Genomic DNA, 17,412 nt, shown 5'->3' on the forward strand with positions numbered 1-17,412 from the left:
GTCGGTGAGATTCTGTCAGGTTCTCGGCAAGGACGGCAGGTGACACCACTCTTTCGCTAGCTGTCCGAAGTCGGCTGTTTCAGGACTTTCCGCAGAAAGTCTCAACTCAAACTTCAGACCCGTCTGCGCTAAACGGGGGTCATGCGTGACAATGGGTTCGTGAACGAAGCCGATCAGCATGCACCGCAGACCCCTGACACGGGGCAGACGGACCACGCCAAGGGGTCCCGTCTCCATCCGAGAGTGACCAGCTTTCGCTCTCGCCGGGGTGCGCTGACCGACGCGCAGCAGCAGGCTTGGGACCGTCAGTGGCCGCTCATCGGCGCCGACGTCTCGGACACACCGCTCGACGCGAACGCCTGGTTCGGACGCGAGGCACCCCTGATCATCGAGATCGGTTCGGGTACCGGCACCGCGACGGCCGCTATGGCCAAGGCGGAACCGCACGTGAACCTGATCGCGATCGAGGTGTACCGCCCGGGGCTCGCGCAACTTCTCCAGCAGGTCGAGCGTGAAGAGATTCCCAACGTCCGCGTACTACGCGGTGACGCGATGGACGTACTCGAGAACATGGTCGCCCCCGAGTCCCTGACGGGCGTCCGGGTGTTCTTCCCGGACCCGTGGCCCAAGGCCCGCCATCACAAGCGTCGCCTCCTGCAGGGGCCGACGTTCGCGCTGATCGCCAACCGCCTCAAGCCCGGCGGAGTCCTGCACGTGGCAACCGATCACGCCGAGTACGCCGAATGGATCGAAGAAGCCGGCAATGCCGAGCCACTGCTGACCGCACTCGACTGGGAGTCTCCGATGACCCACGAGCGTCCGGTCACCAAGTTCGAGGACAAAGCCCATAAGGTCGGTAGTGCAATCACCGAGCTTATATGGGGGAAGATCAGAGCATGAGCGTCAGCGAACAGCTATCCGACGACGTGACGTCGTCGGAATCTCCTCTCGACTTCGGTCGTGACTCCCGCCACCCCAAGCGGGTGCTTCTGGTCTGGGACGCCCCCAACCTCGACATGGGCCTCGGCGCCATCCTCGGTGGCCGGCCTACCGCCGCCTACCGGCCACGATTCGACGCTTTGGGTCGTTGGCTGCTCTCTCGCACCGCCGAACTGTCCGCACAGAACAGCGGCACGCTCGAGCCTGAAGCGACCGTCTTCACCAACATCGCGTCCGGCAGCGCCGACGTCGTTCGTCCTTGGGTCGAAGCCTTGCGTAACGTGGGTTTCGCGGTGTTCGCCAAGCCGAAGGTCGATGAAGACAGCGATGTCGATTCGGACATGCTCGAGCACATCGCGCTCCGGTACGGCGAGGGCCTCGCCGGAATCATGGTCGCGTCCGCCGACGGCCAAGCGTTCCGCGAACCTCTCGAGGACATCGCAGCAACCGGTATCCCGGTCCAGGTTCTCGGGTTCCGTGAACACGCCAGCTGGGCTGTGTCGTCCGATATCTTGGACTTCGTCGATCTCGAGGACATCCCAGGTGTCTTCCGTGAGCCTCTGCCACGGGTAAGCCTGGACACCCTGCCCGACGAGGGCGCCTGGTTGCAGCCGTTCCGACCGCTTTCTGCCCTGCTCATCGGGCGAAAAAGTGTTGCCGAGTAGGAGTTGATCAGTGTTCGCCAGCTGGGGAAGCATCGTCTATCGAGCCCGCTTCACCGTCATCGCTGTCATGGTGGCGGGGCTCCTCGGGCTCGCTGCGTACGGCCTGAGCCTGCAGGATCATCTCAGCCAGAGCGGCTGGGACGATCCGGGGTCGGAATCGGTAGAGGCTGCAAAACTCGCTGACGGCACGTTCGGACGCAGCACGACGGGTGACGTTCTGGCGCTGTACACGGCGCCGGAGGGCAAGACCGTCGACGACCCCGAGTTCCAAGCGAAGGTCATCGACAATCTGCAGCGGCTCGTCGCAGACAACCCCGACCAGATCATGAAGATCAACGGCTCGTACTTCAAGGTCGACAACGGTCTCTCGGTGGCGGCCCTGGCGGACAAGACCAAGCAACACGCGGTCACCAGCATCGCGATCGCCGGCGACAACGACACCGCGGTGTCCAACAACTTCCGCGACGTCGAGTCGCAGTTCTACATCGACGGCGTCGACGTGCAACTCGCCGGCCTGCAACCTGTCGCGAATTCGCTCAACGACACGATGGCCAACGACATCAAGCGCATGGAAATGCTCGCGATTCCCGCCGTCGGTGTCCTGCTGTTCTTCGTCTTCGGTGGCGTCGTCGCTGCAGCCCTCCCGTTGATCGTCGGCGGTCTGACCGTCATCGGCGCCAACGGCATCATTCGACTGATCACCAACTTCACCGAGGTCAACGCGTTTGTTGCGCCCGTGGTCTCTCTGGTCGGCCTGGGTCTCGCGATCGACTACGGACTGTTCATCGTCAGCCGTTTCCGAGAAGAGATAGCCGAGGGGTACGACACCACGACCGCAGTACGCCGAACGGTCATGACGGCGGGTAGAACGGTCATGTTCTCGGCGACCATGGTTGCCGTCAGCCTCGGCGGTCTGCTGTTGTTCCCGCAGGGCTTCCTCAAATCGGTGGCCTACGGCGCCATTGCTGCCGTGATGCTTGCCGCGATCTCGTCCATCACGATTCTTCCCGCTATTCTCGGCATTCTCGGCAAGCGGATCGACGCGCTGACCTTCAAGAAGCTGCGCCAGACCAAGACCAACGAGGAAATCGAGAACGGTTTCTGGGGCAAGCTCACCCGCTGGGTCATGCAGCATCCGCTCAAGGTCGCTGTCCCGATCGTCGCGGCTCTACTGCTGATGATCATTCCGCTGACGGGCATCAAGTTCGGCGGTATCAACGAGACGTACCTGCCCCCGGACAGCCCCACGCGTGTCGCGCAGGCGCAGTTCGACGAACTCTTCCCGGGCAATCGCACCGAGCCCGTTCGACTCGTCATCGAGGGAGCGGACAACACCACTCTCGGTCAGATTTCCAAGACCGCAAACGCTGCGCCGGGTCTGGTCGAGAAGTTCACCCCGGAGGTCGCGACCAAGGACGGGGTCAACGTCCTCAAAGCCGGTCTGACCGAGCGCAACGAGGCACGTCCCACCATCGACTATCTGCGATCCGCGGATTGGCCCGAGGGCACAACAGTGCTCGTCGGCGGTACTCCGGCCATCGAGCAGGACAGCGTCGACGCGTTGCTCGACCGTCTGCCGCTGATGGTCGTATCCGTCATCCTGCTGACGACGCTGCTGATGTTCTTGACGTTCGGTTCGCTCGTCCTGCCCATCAAGGCTGCGTTGATGAGCGCGCTCGGCCTGGGTTCGACGCTCGGAATCTTGACCTGGATCTTCATCGACGGCCACGGTTCCGGTCTGTTGAACTTCACGCCGGGACCGATCATGTCTCCCGTCCTGGTGTTGATCATCGCGATCGTCTACGGCCTGTCGACCGACTACGAAGTGTTCCTGCTCTCCCGCATGGTCGAAGCGCGAGCGCAGGGCGCGAGTACTACCGAATCCATCCGAATCGGCACGGCACATACCGGCCGGATCATCACCGCTGCCGCACTGATTCTGATCGTGGTCACCGGTGCATTCGGCCTGTCCGATCTGGTGATGATGAAGTACATCTCGTACGGCATGATCTCCGCGCTGATCATCGACGCCACGCTGATCCGAATGTTCCTGGTCCCCGCGACCATGAAAATGCTCGGCGACGACTGCTGGTGGGCCCCGGCCTGGATGAAGCGGATCCAGCAGAAGATCGGGCTGGGTGAGCCGATCCTCGACAACGAACTCGTGCTCGCAAACGTCCCGCAGATCGCGCCTGTCGGTGCGATCGCCGGACCGGGTCAGCCGCGCAAGATCGAAGCGGCCTCGCGGGTCATGCCGCCGCCTGCCCCGGCTGCACAGCCGGAAAGCGGACCTCGTGTTCCTGATCCCCTCACCGAGCCCATTCCGCTCAGCGAAATGACGATCAAGGCACCGAACACGGATACACCTGCCGCGGAGAAGCCGGCACCGCGACGTCGTCTCGATATCGGGAGTGCAGCCAGCGCGCCCCAGAACCTGATCGAGGCACCGGTCCCCAATCCCTCGTACCGGCCGCAACCGAACACCACCGACAAGCGGAGAAACCCGACGTCCCCTGCGCCGGCCGAACGTCCCATCGAGAGTTGGTTGTCGGACCTGCGGGCTCGGGAACAGACTCCCCCGGCCTCACGGCCGCTGCCGGTGGTCCGGACGCCTTCGCGTACAAACGGTTCGGCAAGCAGCGGTTCAGGTACCAACGGCTCGAGCCGGAATGGCTCTGCAAACGGTGCTACCAACGGTTCTGCAACAAATGGCGCTGCAACAAACGGCTCGGCCCCGACCTCGATGGAGGCGACCCCCCAGTCGCCGCCTCCACCGATCGCTCCGGAGCGTCGTCCCACCGAGCCCCGAGTCTCGGATGCCTCTGACGGCGACGACAACGCCACCGGCAGGCACCGACCTGACGACGCAGGCGCCATCAGTGTCAGCGAGCTCATCGCTCGCCAGAAGCGAAGCTGACTCATGATCCAGAAGCGGAGCTGACCTGCTCCTGCTTGGCGAAGGCTCGTGCATAACGAGTCCCGACCAGCAGGAGCAGCAAGCCGACCACCAGGAAGGCAGCGCTGCGCACCAGCCCACTGAGCGTGGCCAGGTCGAAGAGGAACAGCTTGGCCACTGCCGCGCTGGTGAGAGCAAGACCAGCTCCGAGCAAAACGCGAGCATGCTGACGGTTGTTCAGGCCGAGCACCAGCGCTGACGTGGCGGCAAGCATCCAGACGATGGTTGCAACGCTGTGCCCGGCAACAAATCCGGTTGCACTGTCGAAGATTTCGACGCCGGATGAGACGAGCGCACACGTCACCGCGTAGAGGACACCAAACCCTGCGGCCGCCCATAGAACCGCTGCATTCGAATCGGCGATCAACTTCAGTCGGTGAATCGCCCACACCAGCATCACCAGTGCACCTATCGCCGTCAGGCTCGAGAGTGCCGTGATCGCACCGAGTTGCATGGATGCGGCACGGGCAGTCGTCAACGCTTCCGGTGGAACCGTCGTGAGGTATCCGATCGATCCGATTGCCGCAAAGGCGGTTCCGAGGGCGAAGACGAAGCGCGAACCCGCATACAGCGAGACTCCGAGGAAGATCATGCCGACGGTGAGGACCAGCGGTACGACCAGAGATTCCGTCGCCCCGGACAAGCAGCACAGCAACAATGCGAGAGCGCCGGTTGCGCCCAGTCCGAATCGCAGTTGCGTCGGCAAAGGCTTGGCTGCCGCTGCAGCGGAAAGTAGTAGTAGCGCTGCAATTCCGTACAGCACTGCGGATTCGGTGCGCCCGAGCACGGCTCCGACGCTCATCAGCGGAAGGGACGAGACAACAAAGGTAGCGGTGGACCACGCCCCTGCAACTCCGCCGCGCGAGGGCGAACCCGTCCACTGCATAGCCATCGCGCAGCCGGCGCCCACTATTGCAACCACGCCGGCACTGATCACCAATTGCACTGCACTGTTACCGGATTCGCTGAAGATGGACTCCGACGCTATCGCTACGAGCAGCGCGAGAACCACCGGTACGGTGCGCGCCATGCCCAGGTACTTCCAGTCACGACCGAGTTGGGCGGATAACGTCGCCGACTGGATCGCGAAGAGGAAACCGATGAGAGTCAACGATATTCCCGAGGTCAACACGGGAGCCAGCACCGCTGCGCCCAGAACGATCATGAGCGCCAGTGATTCGGAATCCCATTTCACCGCCAAAGCAACGCCGGCCGCGGCAATCCCGAAGGCAATCACCACCGCGAGCGGCGTCGTCACCCAACCGTAGAGAACAGAGGCAGCGACGACGTCGAGGTACATTCCCGCAAAACCGGTGGCAGCCAGAGCAATCGCTCCCACTTTGCCACCTGGTCGTCCGTGGACCCGAACTCCGGCAAACACCAAGGCGCCGGAAAGGAGTGCGCCACCGAGCACCCGCAGCGGCGGTCCAAAGAATCCGGCCTGCGCTGCAAGTACCAGCAGCATCACGACGCCGATCAGTGTGACGGCTACACCGGCGGCGGCCAGGAGTCGACTGATGACACCGTCGCGTTGCCACCAGGGCTGGCGAGGTGCGGCAACCGGATACGTCGGCGGCTGCCAGGTGGGCACGTTCTGCTGAGGACGCATTGGCGGCATCTGTGGCGCCGGAGCTGCGGGTGCCGGAACTACCGGCATGGGCGGGGGCACAGTAGCCGAGGCCAGCTGAGTCTGCAGGATCGACAGGTTCTGGCCCATGTGACGCAACTGCCGGCCGATGCTGTCGCACTCGGCCGAGAGGGCGGTCACCAGTCGCGGATCGACGGCGGAAGAACTCGGTGTGGTCATGGCTACGAGCTTGCTGCGTGGCCGAACCGATCAGATGAGTAGTACTACTCGATCAGCCTGGGGACTTCTCGTATTCAACTGAGGACACCTTCGACTGACAGCACCATCAACCGACTGCACCATCGACCGACAGGGAACTATCGCCGAGGCGCTGCATTCCGCAATCGTTCGGAGAGCAACCGACCCGAAGTGTGAAGCGGAGCGGGATCCTGACGCGCCCGAGCGAGGACAAGCGCGCCCTCGAGTGCGGACAGAGCGAGAATTGCCTCGGACTCTGCGTCTTCGCGGGACCAACCGTCGGCTTCGAGGCGCTGAGCCAGCAGCCCCAGCCACGAGTTGTACCCGTCCGCACAAGCACCACGGATGACCTCGGATTCGGTTGCGGCATCCAGTGTTGCCGTAGCCAGGGCGCATCCACGTTCGTAGTCCGAATCCGACAAACGCGCAGCCAGTGCGGCAGCAAATGCCGAGATCGCGGTGGCGGCATCGGGTGAGCTCTCCAGGAGATGCCGGATGAAATCGGCCATTGCCTCACCGCGTCGCCTCAGAGCCTCGCCTGCGAGTTCTTCCTTGCCACCGGGAAAGTGAAAGTACAAGGACCCCTTGGTGGTCGCGCTCGCCGAGAGCACTTCCGACACACCCGTTCCCGCGTACCCCTTCCGCTGCAACAAGTCGGCAGCGGCATCGACCAACAAATCCCTCGTAGACATAAGTTCAACATACCGATCAGTACACATATCGACAACACTTGAAGTGCATAAATAGCCAAAACCTTGCATCACTAGACCGATTGGTACATGATTCGAGAATCGAAACCGGAGCGCAGCCAACGACGCTCACGACGGCAAAGGACCAAATCGATGTCACCGAATTCCGCAAACCACACCACGACGACCGTCCTCGGACCGGACGTAGATCTCGCCGGGACTCTCGCGGCCACCGGCGTCCGGATGATGGTTCGAAGCAAACAAACCGAGGGAGGATTCTCTCTTGTACAACACCGCATCGCTCCGCATTCGATGACCTCACCGGTCCATCGCCACAGCCGCGAAGACGAGTACACGGTGGTTCAAAGTGGCCGCGTCGCAGCGATGGTCGGAGACGAGGTCGTCTACGCGGAGACTGGCGCCATGATCTTCAAACCGCGTGGCCAGTGGCACGCCGTGTGGAATCCCGACGACGCTCCAGCACGGATTCTCGAAATCATCACGCCCGGAGGGATGGAAGACCTGTTCGAACTGATGCCGAAACTACTGGCCGAAGCAGGTTCCGCCGCGGAATCGGTTGCAGCGCGGGTAGAAGCAGATTTCGGGATCGAATTCGATCTCGTTGCCACCGCCGAGATCGCACAGACGCACGGTGTGGGATTCGGCATCGAAAGTCACTGACCGACTGCCAGCACCTACCGATCAAAGGAAGATTCATGCTTGTACTCACCGGAGCAGAAGACCTCAGCGCCAACCTGAACCAAGAGTTGGGCGTCAGCGACTGGCACGATGTCACGCAGGAGTCCATCGACGAGTTCGCCCGGGTCACCGGCGACGATCAGTGGATTCACGTCGATGTGGATCGCGCGAAGGAGTCACCGTTCGGTGGAACGATCGCGCACGGCAACTACACGCTCTCACTCGGACCCATGTTCTCGTATGCGATGTTCTCGCTCGAGGGTTTTGCGTTTGCTCTCAACTGCGGATTCGACAAGGTCAGGTTGCCTGCTCCGCTTCCGGTTGGCTCTCGCGTTCGCATGCGTGCGACGTTGAGCAAAGTCGAACCGATCAATGGCGGCGTCCAGATCACGGTGACGCAGACATTCGAACGAGAACACGGTGACAAACCCGTGTGCGTCGCCGAGATGTTGACCCGCGCGTATCACTGAAAGGTCAGGAGCCGAACATCTTTCGGATCGTGGTACCGAAGGGATGCTTCGCGGTGACACTGCCGAATCGCACCTTGCCGTGCACCACCAGATGCAGCGGGCCCATCTGCGGGCCGGAACGAACCTTGTTCGACGCACTTCCTCCGACTGCCTCGACACCGTTCATGTCCACCGTCGCCTCTTCGGGAACGATCAGTGAAATCGAACTGGCGTAGTCGTCGATCGAGATGTTCACGACCTGCGTCTGCATCACAGCGCGCGTGAAATCGATAGTCACACTGGACATTCTGGTATCGACCACGACAGCGGGAGGAACGATCCATGCGCCGTTCCGCGTCACCGTCGCCATTCGTCCACGGATCACGGCAGCATTTGCCGCTCCGTAGTTACCGACTACCGGAGCCCCGACGGGAGCGCGGTAAGGCGGGCTCGGGTGAACCGGCGGCGGCTGGGGTTGGTATGTCGGCGCAGGATACGGCTGGCCTTGGTACATCGGCTGACCTGCATTGGGATACGCGGGTGGGTCGTAGTCGGAGATCAGCGTGATGCCCGGAAGATCGGCGAGAACCGAGTTGAGCTCACCTCGCGTCTTTGCAGCCAAGGCAGTGTCCATGCGCTCGGTGAACTCACCGAGCGAGAGCATCCCTTGACCGACAGCTTTCTGCAGCAGCTCGCCGACGTGCTCTCGTTCGGCATCGGATACGCGTAGATTCCTGGCCTCCATGATTTCCAGGATAAACGTTATTCCAGACCTTGTTCTATCGCGTATCGCGTGAGCTCGACGCGATTGGCCAACTGAAGTTTCCGCAGCGTCGCCTGGACGTGGTTTTCGACGGTCCGGTGGCTGAGCGAGAGCCTCGTGGCGATCTGTTTTGCGCTCAGCCCCTTGGCGACAAGACGGAGCACTTCGGTCTCACGGTCGGTGAGCCGAGGCAGCTCGGGTGCGCGATCGTCGGCCGGTGCCGTCGACATCCGGCGGTACTCGCCGAGCACCAATCCGGCGAGGCCGGGTGTGAAGACGGCTTGTCCGTCGAAAGTCGCTCGCACGGCCTCGAGAAGTTCCGCCACCGAAGCACTCTTGACCAGGTAACCCGACGCTCCGGCTTTGACCGCGTCGAGGACGTCGTCACGCTCGGCGGAGGCCGAAAGCACCAGTACCTTGCTCTTCGGCGAAACCTCGAGCACCGCGGTGGTGGCGTCGGCACCGTTTCCGTCCGGCAGGTTCATGTCCATCAGAACCACGGCCGGTTGCACGGCGGCGGCTCGGCGGCGCGCACTCTCGACACCCTCCGCCGTGGCGCTCACGGTGAAGCCCGCGGCTTCGAGGTCCCGGGAGACACCGTCGCGCCACATCGGGTGATCGTCGACGACCATCACCGTCACCGGATTCTCGCCCTTTTCGTCAGCCACGCTCACTCTTCCCCTTCGGAACGTTGATCTCCCATTCGGTGCCCTCCCCCGGCCCCGTTTGCAGGACTGCAGTTCCGCCGAGCACCTGTACTCGACCGAGAATGGACTTCGATACTCCCATGCGGCCTTCGGCCTCGGCCTGCGCCAAGCGACCTTCGGGGATTCCGACGCCGTCGTCGCGGACACTGACGATCACCTCGTCCGGCAGATCTTCGAGCAATACGTACGCCTTCGCCGCAGGACCGGCGTGCAGCCCGACATTGGACAGGGCATTGTCGACGATGGCTGCCAGTTCGATGGCTCGATCGCGCTCGATCACGACCGGGTGCGCGGGCGTCGACACCGACACCGACGTGCTGGCCTGCGTGGTCAGCAGCGGACACAGATCCACTGTCTGTCCGCCGACATCTGCCGCGGCACCCGAAACCTGCTCGGAAATCAGCATTCTCAACGCGACCTCCTGCTCGCCGGCCAGAGCGGCCAGCTCAGCTGCCTCGCCGCCGAGTGCGGCTCCTCGCCGGCGCACCATCGCCAGCACCTGCAGAACGCCGTCGTGTACTTCGCGTGCCAAGCGTTCGCGCTCTTCCGTTGCCGCGGCCAGACGTACGGCTTGTTCGAGTTGCCGATGCGAGCGCCGAGCGGTGGTGGTGGCCAAGCCCAACGCCAGACCAACCGATACGAGAACGGGAGCCGTCGCATCGCGCCAGAGATCCAGGTTGACCTGATCGCGGATGATCGCGCTGGCCGCCGAAATGACAACTCCGGACGCCATACCGAGCCACGGCCCGCCGAGAATTGCCGCGGAGATGACCGCGTTGGTGGCCCACAGCGTGGTGGGGAGCGTCTGGTGATTCTGATACCACTCGTGGTCGGAGACCAGCCTCGTCGACGCCATCAGCAAGATGACGACCACCTGATCGGCGATCACCACCTGGTACCTCGGCAGCTTCTTCCCGAACAACGCACCGGAGGTCCCGAGCAACAGTGCCGACACCCCGGTCCACACGGCCATCAGAGCGACGAAGAACCAGCTGAGCCGGGAGTTGGTGTAGTCGGAGGCCGAAGCGAACTGGTAGCTGATCGCGTACACCAGCGTGACAAGGCGAAATGCCTGCGCCGCCCGCCACAGCGGGGCATCAGGGTCGGTGTCGACGCCCGACGCCTCGCGAACGGTCGGCTGATAGTGCAGCCGACGACGGCGGGTGGGCTCAGTCATCGGGAGGAGTGGGGTTCACGATGCGAGGCTCGGCGCGCGGCTCGTCGGGTTCGGCGGGGAACAGTGGGGTCTCCGGATCTTCGACGTGCAGTTCGGCATACGCGATATCCGGGTCGTCGGCGAGGAGGGAACGAATGGCGGTATTCAGGACCGCGACGATCGGAACAGCCAAGAGCCCGCCGACGATTCCGGCGAGGACGATGCCCGTTGTAATGGCGAGAACGACTGCCAGCGGATGCAGGCGAACAGCGCGACCCAACAACAGCGGTTGCATCACGTGCGCTTCGAGCTGCATGACGCCGATGATGATGCCGAGGACGATCAGTGCCGTCAGGAAACCCTTCGTGACCAGAGCGACAAGCACCGCGAGAAAACCGGTCAGAAATGCACCGACGATCGGGATGAACGCGCCGATGAACACCAACGACGCCAGCGGCAGGGCGAGCGGCACCCCGAGAATCGCCAGGCCGGCACCGATACCGATCGCGTCGGCGGCGGCAACCGCGACCGTGGCCCGCACGTAACCGATCAGCGACCCGAAACCTGCAGAACCGGCGATCCGCACGCGACGACGAGCGTCGGTGGGAACGATCCGGGTGACGAACTGCCAGATCTGGTCGCCGCCGTAGAGGAAGAAGATGAGAGTGAACAGCGTCAGCAATGCCCCGGTGAAGATCTCGCCGATGACCGTCGCTGTGGTCAAGGCGCCGCTGGTCAGGGACTCACGATTGGATTGCACCGACTTGACGACCGAATCACCAGCCTGGCGGATCTGGTCCTCACTGAAATGCAGCGGTCCGCTGGTGAGCCAGTTCTGAATCTGCGTGACACTGGCCGTGAACTGGTCGGTGAGCTGGGGCAACCCGTCGATGAACTGCTCGACGACAAACGTCATGATTCCCGCGACCAGTCCGATCGAGGCAAGCAGAACGACGATCACGGCTGCCGAGCGAGGAACACCCCACACCTGTAGCCGATCGACAACCGGAATCAACAGAGCCGATGCCAGTAGAGCCAGCCCCACCGGGATGAGCACGGTCTCGAGGCGCAGAACCACATATCCGAGAACCAGTAGCCCGGCAAAGATCACGATGAGGCGCCACGACCATTCCGCCGCGATGCGCACGCCCGGGTGCACCGCCCGAGCGTCGGCGGAGATGGGTTTGTTCATCCTCGAAGCTCGCTCCGCACGCCCCCTGTTTGCGTTCACCTCGCGAGCCTAACCGGACCGGCCGACACAGGTGAGCGGACCAATAATCGGACGCGCGTACCAACACTTCGAGCTCTGCCAGCTAAATTGAACCCTGTGCGGGCCTCATACAGAGCAATAGCGGTGACCATCCGCAGCCGGTGGCCCCTCTATATGCTCTCCATGCTCGCGGCCAATCTGATCGGCGCGGTGCTGGTCTTCGCTTTCGTGCGGTACGGCGTTCCGATCCAAGAGTCCGACGCGATAGTTGCCGACCGGGTCCGCAACTTCGCGATCTTCGGCGTTTACCTGGCATTCGCCGGTGCCGTCAGCCTCACCGCGGCGGCAATGATGTTGAAGTCGGTCATCCGTTGGCGGCTGCGCGGGGGTCCGCCGACGAGGTCCGAGCAGATGGCGGCACTGCACGCGCCGCTTCGCCAGGCCATCGTCCACCTGGTGCTGTGGATTCTGGGCGGCATCATCTTCGTGTTCCTGACCATCACCGAGATGCCCGGACTCGCGATCGCCGTGATCGTGACGGTCTGCATGGCCGCGACCACGACCTTCGGGTTCACCTACATGCTCGGCGAGCGCATCTTGCGTCCGGTCGCCGCCCAGGCGTTGAGCGAGGGCGAATTCGATCGGACCATGGCGCCGGGCGTCGGAACCCGGCTGGCGATGACCTGGGGACTCGGCACGCTGATGCCCGTCGCAGGCATCATCTTGCTGTGCTCGACGCAGCTCACGACCGATCTCGAGTTCTCCCCCGACTCGCTCGCGTGGGCGATCCTGCTCATCTCGATCATGGCGATCGTGCAGGCCTTTGCACTGTCGATGCTGACGGCTACTCAGATCTCCGATCCGATCCGACAACTGCGACGCGCCATCGAGCGAGTGCAGCGCGGCGCCACGGACGTACGCGTCGAGGTGTTCGACGGCAGTGAGATCGGCCGGCTACAGGTCGGATTCAACCGCATGATGAAAGAGTCCGACGAGCGTCGCCTGCTGCGTGAGCTGTTCGGCCAGCACGTCGGCGAGGACGTGGCCCGGCGCGCGCTGAAGTTCGGTACCGAACTGGGCGGCGAAACTCGATTCGTGGCAGTTCTGTTCGTCGACATGGTCGGATCAACCGGTGCCGCGGCCGAGCGCCCGCCGGGCGAAGTGGTCGAACTGCTCAACGAGTTCTTCCGTGTGGTCGTCGACGTCATCGATCGCCACCACGGTTTTGTCAACAAGTTCATGGGTGATGCGGCGCTCGCCATCTTCGGTGCACCACTCGATCGACCCGACGCTCCGACGGCAGCCCTCGCGGCGGCTCGCGAGCTGCGGTTCAAGCTCAACGACATCACCGGCTTGGACGTCGGTATCGGCGTGAGCGCGGGACTCGCGGTCGCCGGCAACATCGGTGCTGCCGAACGTTTCGAGTACACCGTGATCGGCGATCCGGTCAACGAAGCATCACGGCTCACCGAGCTCGCGAAACTTCGGCCCAGCCGAGTGCTGGCGTCGACGAGCGCGCTGTATTTCGCCGACGAAGAGGAACAGGCCGAGTGGGAACTCGGCGAGCAAGTCCAACTGCGTGGGCGCCGACGACTGACGCATCTGGCGTGGCCCGAAAAGTATCCAGAGGTCGATCCGGATCAAATTGGTTAGGGTGAGTCGATGGCTCAGCCTGGAAATACCCCACGGCGACTGAGACGACCACGCTCGCCCGTGGCCGAGACCAGTCGGGCCAGAGGGCGCTTCTGGTGGTTGAAGTGGCTGCTCGGGGTGGCTCTGATCGCCCTTCTGATCGTCGAGGGAATCATCCTGTGGCCTCGTCTCAACGAGTACTGGCAAGCTCTCACCGAAATCCATTGGGGTTGGGTGGCTGCCTGTGTAGCCGCCCAGGCGGTGTCCCTCAGTGGTTACGCGTCCGTTCAGCAGCGCCTTCTCAACGCGGCAGGTGTTGTCGCCGGTCACCTCAAGAACCTCTCGGTCATCTACGCCAGCACGGCGATGGCGTTGACGTTGCCTGCCGGCCAGGTCTTCTCGACAGCGTTCACGTACAAGCAGACTCGAAAGTGGGGGGCGACGCCGGTTGTCGCGTCCTGGCAGTTGGCAATGTGCGGTGTCATCGCCGCCGCGACTCTGGCACTACTCGGTGCCACTGGCGCAGTGGCGTTCGGCACCAAGGTCAGCCCGGTGACGCTGACGATTTCGCTCGTCGGCATGGCAGCACTGTTTCTGGCGTTGCGATACGTAGCCCAGAATCCCGGCAGCATCGAACGCATCGGGCACCGAGTTCTGGCGCTGTACAACCGTTCCCGCAAAAACCCGACCGGGCGCGGTATGCACCGTTGGTCCGAAATCCTCAAGCAACTGGACTCGGTTGAACTCAGTCGGACCGACACTGCGGTTGCCTTCGGATGGTCGGCAGTTCACCGAGTTGCCGACGTCCTCTGTCTCGGTTTCGCTTGTTGGGCAGTAGGAGCCGATCCGTCCTTCGCCGGCCTGCTGATCGCGTTCACAGCGGCGAAAGCGGTGGGCAGTATTCCCCTCATGCCGGGCGGTCTCGGCTATGTCGAGCCCGTGCTCATCACAGCACTGACCATGGCGGGCTCTACCTGGGCGCAAGCCGCAGCAGCGGTATTCGTTTATCGGATAATCAGTTTCGTACTTGTCGCTCTGGTGGGATGGCTCATCTTCCTCGTGTCATTCCGTGCAACCCACCACGAAGACCTCGAGATGGATCTCGAGTTCGAACGCCGCGAACAGCCGGGCGTTTAACGTCGCAACGCTGCCGCCATGTCGTCGAGGTGTGCCCGGCTGATCCGTACCGCTGCCTCCGCGTCGCCGGCTTCGATGGCGTCCACCAACATTCGATGCTCGTCCGCATCCGGCTGACTGTGTGGATGCAGGTCCAGAACCGCGATCAACTCGATCAACCCGGCCCGCAGACGCGGCACAAAAGTCTCGAAGAGTTCCGACAGCACGGGATTGTGTGCCGCATCCACCACTGCCCGGTGGACCGCAATGTCGGCGTCGACAAACGCTGCGTCCCCAGAGTGCGCGGCGGCAGTTCTACCGTCCAACGCCTGCCGCAGAGCCGCGACGTCAACGGCATCGCGGCGCTGTGCCGCCAGCCGAGCCGCTTCGATCTCGACCGCATTTCGCACCTCGACGACATGAAGAATCGCCTCGGCTTCGAGCACGCGCGGCCACTGATCCGGAGGCGTCGTACTCCGTAGGAAGACGCCGGCACCCTGTCTCGATTCGAGCATGCCGAGGCCCGCGAGGGTCCGCACCGCTTCCCTGATGGTGGACCGACCGATACCCAACTGCGCAGCCAAAGTGGTTTCACCTGGAAGTTTGGCGCCGACTTCCCATTCACCGCTCACGATCCGCGCTCGCAGCAACTCCGCAGCCTGGTCGGTGAGCAGCCGACGCTCGACGATCGGTGACACGTGAACTCCTCAGGTTGTCTGATAAGTGATTTCGTTCTAGTGTAGCCCGCATGGCTACAGGAGCACTCCTTCTCGACTGCCGCGGCGGGGCCTGACAGACCGGCACCCCTCCGCGGGGTTTCGCCATGCCGGTCTCTCGACTCGACCGCAGGAGAAACCGAAGATGAGTACTACCCGCGCCAACCGCTGGAACAACCAGAAGCCGTCACGCATGCCGTCCGAGCGCTATCGCGCCGCGTGGGATCGCGTCGACATTCCGACTTTCGACCGAACGTGGCCGTCCAATCGCACCACCGCGGCGCCCCTGTGGGTGCCCGTCGATCTGCGTGACGGCAATCAAGCCCTCGCAGAACCGATGGACCCCGAACGCAAGCGCCGAATGTTCGAACTGATGGTGGCGATCGGCTACAAGGAAATCGAGGTCGGCTATCCCTCTGCGAGCCAGACCGATTTCGATTTCGTTCGCGACCTGGTGCGGTTCGATCTCGTTCCCGACGACGTCACCATCGTCGTATTCACCGCCGCGCGTACGGATTTGATCGAACGGACGTACCAGTCGATCGAGGGACTGCCGAACGCGGTCGTCCACATGTACACCGCGACTGCGCCGACGTGGCGAAACGTGGTTCTCGACAAAGAGCGAGAAGAGTTGCACGACATGATTTTCCGTGCGGCGCAGGACGTGGCCCGTGGCGGCGAAGGCCACGACGGGTGGCGATTCGAGTTCTCCCCCGAGGTCTTCAACCTCACCGAACCCGATTACATCCTGCAGGTCTGCAACAGCCTCACCGAACTCTGGGACGCCAGTCCCGATCGCCCGGTCATCCACAACCTGCCTGCCACAGTCGAAATCGCCACCCCCAACATCTATGCCGACCAGATCGAATACATGCACCAGAACCTGGCCCGACGCGATTCGGTGATTCTCTCGGTCCACCCGCACAACGACCGCGGCACCGGGGTTGCATGTGCCGAACTGGCAGTACTGGCCGGCGCGCAGCGCGTCGAGGGATGCCTGTTCGGCAACGGCGAGCGCACGGGCAACGTCGACCTGGTCACGCTGGGGCTGAATCTGCATGCACAGGGCGTCGATCCGGAAATCGACTTCTCCGACATCGACAAGATCCGTCGAACGGTGGAGTACTGCAACCGAATTCCCGTCCACGAGCGCCACCCGTACGGCGGAGATCTCGTGTACACGGCATTTTCCGGAACCCACCAGGATGCGATCAAGAAGGGCTTCGCCCATCACTACGAGAGCGCGGAGGCTGCCGGCGTCGATCCGGGATCGGCGCCGTGGGCAGTCCCCTATCTGCCGATCGACCCCGCCGACGTCGGCCGCGATTACCAGGCGGTGATTCGTGTGAACAGCCAGTCGGGCAAAGGCGGAATCGCTTATCTGTTGCAGACCGAGTACGGGGTCGAACTCCCCCGGCGCCTGCAAATCGACTTCGCCTCGCGAGTGCAGCTCGAGACCGACGACTCGGGCACCGAAATGACTGCCGACCAGCTGTGGAAACTGCTACTGCGCGAGTACGGGTACAACGGAGGAGTGCGTCGGTACTCCCTGGAACACACCGCCGACGGTGATCAGTTGTTCGTCGCCATTGATCGCGACGGACGCGAGGTCACCGCCGCCGCGAGTGCGTCCGGCCCGGTCGAGGCATTGAGCAAGATCCTGACGGAACAGGGCTCGGACGTCGAGGTCGTCTCGCTCACCCAGCATTCACTGCCCCGCAACCCGGAGTCTTCCGGTAATGCGAATTCGGCAGTCACCATCGCAGAATGCGTGGTGAACGGCGAGGGGCGCTGGGGCATTGCGGTGCATCAGTCAGTGACAGCGTCGGCGCTTCACGCCGTCTATGCCGCAAGCACAAACGCTGTGATGCAGCTCACATGATCTTGCGG

Annotated in this window: 15 protein-coding genes; 8 read left to right on the plus strand and 7 right to left on the minus strand. The window is 63.1% G+C overall.

Annotated features, from left to right (window positions below; all coding sequences use genetic code 11):
- Nucleotides 1-141: 141 nt before the first annotated feature.
- The 3 genes from trmB to RE4_RS07475 are packed head-to-tail and all read left to right on the plus strand — an operon-like array spanning nt 142 to nt 4,521.
- Nucleotides 142-900, plus strand: coding sequence for a tRNA (guanosine(46)-N7)-methyltransferase TrmB (gene trmB / locus RE4_RS07465; RefSeq protein ID WP_019747110.1), 759 nt, complete (start codon nt 142-144; stop codon nt 898-900).
- The gene (locus RE4_RS07470) at nt 897-1,604 is read left to right on the plus strand and encodes an NYN domain-containing protein (RefSeq protein WP_003945733.1); all 708 of its coding nucleotides are present in this window, start codon (nt 897-899) and stop codon (nt 1,602-1,604) included. The genes trmB and RE4_RS07470 overlap by 4 nt, the downstream gene beginning before the upstream one ends.
- A 10-nt stretch (nt 1,605-1,614) precedes the next feature.
- Nucleotides 1,615-4,521 (plus strand): MMPL family transporter, encoded by a 2,907-nt coding sequence (locus tag RE4_RS07475; RefSeq protein WP_060938344.1) that lies wholly within the window; start codon nt 1,615-1,617, stop codon nt 4,519-4,521.
- A gap of 1 nt (nt 4,522) precedes the next feature.
- Here RE4_RS07475 and RE4_RS07480 read toward each other — a convergent pair whose 3' ends face one another.
- Nucleotides 4,523-6,367, minus strand: coding sequence for a DUF2339 domain-containing protein (locus RE4_RS07480; protein WP_019747107.1), 1,845 nt, complete (start codon nt 6,365-6,367; stop codon nt 4,523-4,525).
- A gap of 137 nt (nt 6,368-6,504) precedes the next feature.
- Entirely contained in the window at nt 6,505-7,077 is a 573-nt protein-coding gene (locus RE4_RS07485; protein ID WP_019747106.1) for a TetR/AcrR family transcriptional regulator, read from the minus strand.
- 150 nt (nt 7,078-7,227) lie between these two features.
- Here RE4_RS07485 and RE4_RS07490 point away from each other — a divergent pair, with 150 nt between their 5' ends.
- Together RE4_RS07490 and RE4_RS07495 are read left to right on the plus strand one after the other, a co-directional pair.
- Complete coding sequence (locus tag RE4_RS07490) at nt 7,228-7,755, plus strand: cupin domain-containing protein (protein ID WP_020968577.1); 528 nt, start codon at nt 7,228-7,230, stop codon at nt 7,753-7,755.
- Nucleotides 7,756-7,790: 35 nt separating this feature from the next.
- Complete coding sequence (locus RE4_RS07495; protein ID WP_019747104.1) at nt 7,791-8,243, plus strand: MaoC family dehydratase; 453 nt, start codon at nt 7,791-7,793, stop codon at nt 8,241-8,243.
- Nucleotides 8,244-8,247: 4 nt separating this feature from the next.
- On the opposite strand, the gene RE4_RS07500 is transcribed toward RE4_RS07495, so the two are convergent.
- Genes RE4_RS07500 through RE4_RS07515 form a run of 4 tightly spaced genes read right to left on the minus strand, consistent with a single transcriptional unit; the run spans nt 8,248 to nt 12,040 of the window.
- A complete protein-coding gene (locus RE4_RS07500) occupies nt 8,248-8,967 on the minus strand; it encodes a DUF1707 SHOCT-like domain-containing protein (RefSeq protein WP_019747103.1) in 720 nt (239 codons plus the stop codon).
- Between the two features lie 17 nt (nt 8,968-8,984).
- Entirely contained in the window at nt 8,985-9,617 is a 633-nt protein-coding gene (locus tag RE4_RS07505) for a response regulator (RefSeq protein ID WP_047269712.1), read from the minus strand.
- 28 nt (nt 9,618-9,645) lie between these two features.
- Nucleotides 9,646-10,869, minus strand: coding sequence for a MacS family sensor histidine kinase (gene macS / locus RE4_RS07510; RefSeq protein WP_003945490.1), 1,224 nt, complete (start codon nt 10,867-10,869; stop codon nt 9,646-9,648).
- The gene (locus RE4_RS07515) at nt 10,862-12,040 is read right to left on the minus strand and encodes an AI-2E family transporter (RefSeq protein WP_019747101.1); all 1,179 of its coding nucleotides are present in this window, start codon (nt 12,038-12,040) and stop codon (nt 10,862-10,864) included. Before RE4_RS07515 ends, macS begins: the two co-directional genes overlap by 8 nt.
- 192 nt (nt 12,041-12,232) lie before the next feature.
- Here RE4_RS07515 and RE4_RS07520 point away from each other — a divergent pair, with 192 nt between their 5' ends.
- The gene (locus RE4_RS07520; RefSeq protein ID WP_003945952.1) at nt 12,233-13,711 is read left to right on the plus strand and encodes an adenylate/guanylate cyclase domain-containing protein; all 1,479 of its coding nucleotides are present in this window, start codon (nt 12,233-12,235) and stop codon (nt 13,709-13,711) included.
- Nucleotides 13,712-13,720: 9 nt separating this feature from the next.
- The gene (locus RE4_RS07525) at nt 13,721-14,827 is read left to right on the plus strand and encodes a lysylphosphatidylglycerol synthase transmembrane domain-containing protein (protein ID WP_029254570.1); all 1,107 of its coding nucleotides are present in this window, start codon (nt 13,721-13,723) and stop codon (nt 14,825-14,827) included.
- Here RE4_RS07525 and RE4_RS07530 read toward each other — a convergent pair.
- Complete coding sequence (locus RE4_RS07530; RefSeq protein ID WP_060938345.1) at nt 14,824-15,504, minus strand: FadR/GntR family transcriptional regulator; 681 nt, start codon at nt 15,502-15,504, stop codon at nt 14,824-14,826. The two genes, RE4_RS07525 and RE4_RS07530, sit on opposite strands and share 4 nt — an antisense overlap.
- A 163-nt stretch (nt 15,505-15,667) precedes the next feature.
- On the opposite strand from RE4_RS07530, the gene RE4_RS07535 reads away from it, so the two are divergent.
- On the plus strand, nt 15,668-17,404 hold the full coding sequence (locus RE4_RS07535) for a 2-isopropylmalate synthase (RefSeq protein WP_060938346.1): 1,737 nt from the start codon (nt 15,668-15,670) through the stop codon (nt 17,402-17,404).
- Nucleotides 17,405-17,412 lie beyond the last annotated feature (8 nt).

Source organism: Rhodococcus erythropolis NBRC 15567 (assembly GCF_001552595.1).
GTDB lineage: Bacteria > Actinomycetota > Actinomycetes > Mycobacteriales > Mycobacteriaceae > Rhodococcus_F > Rhodococcus_F erythropolis.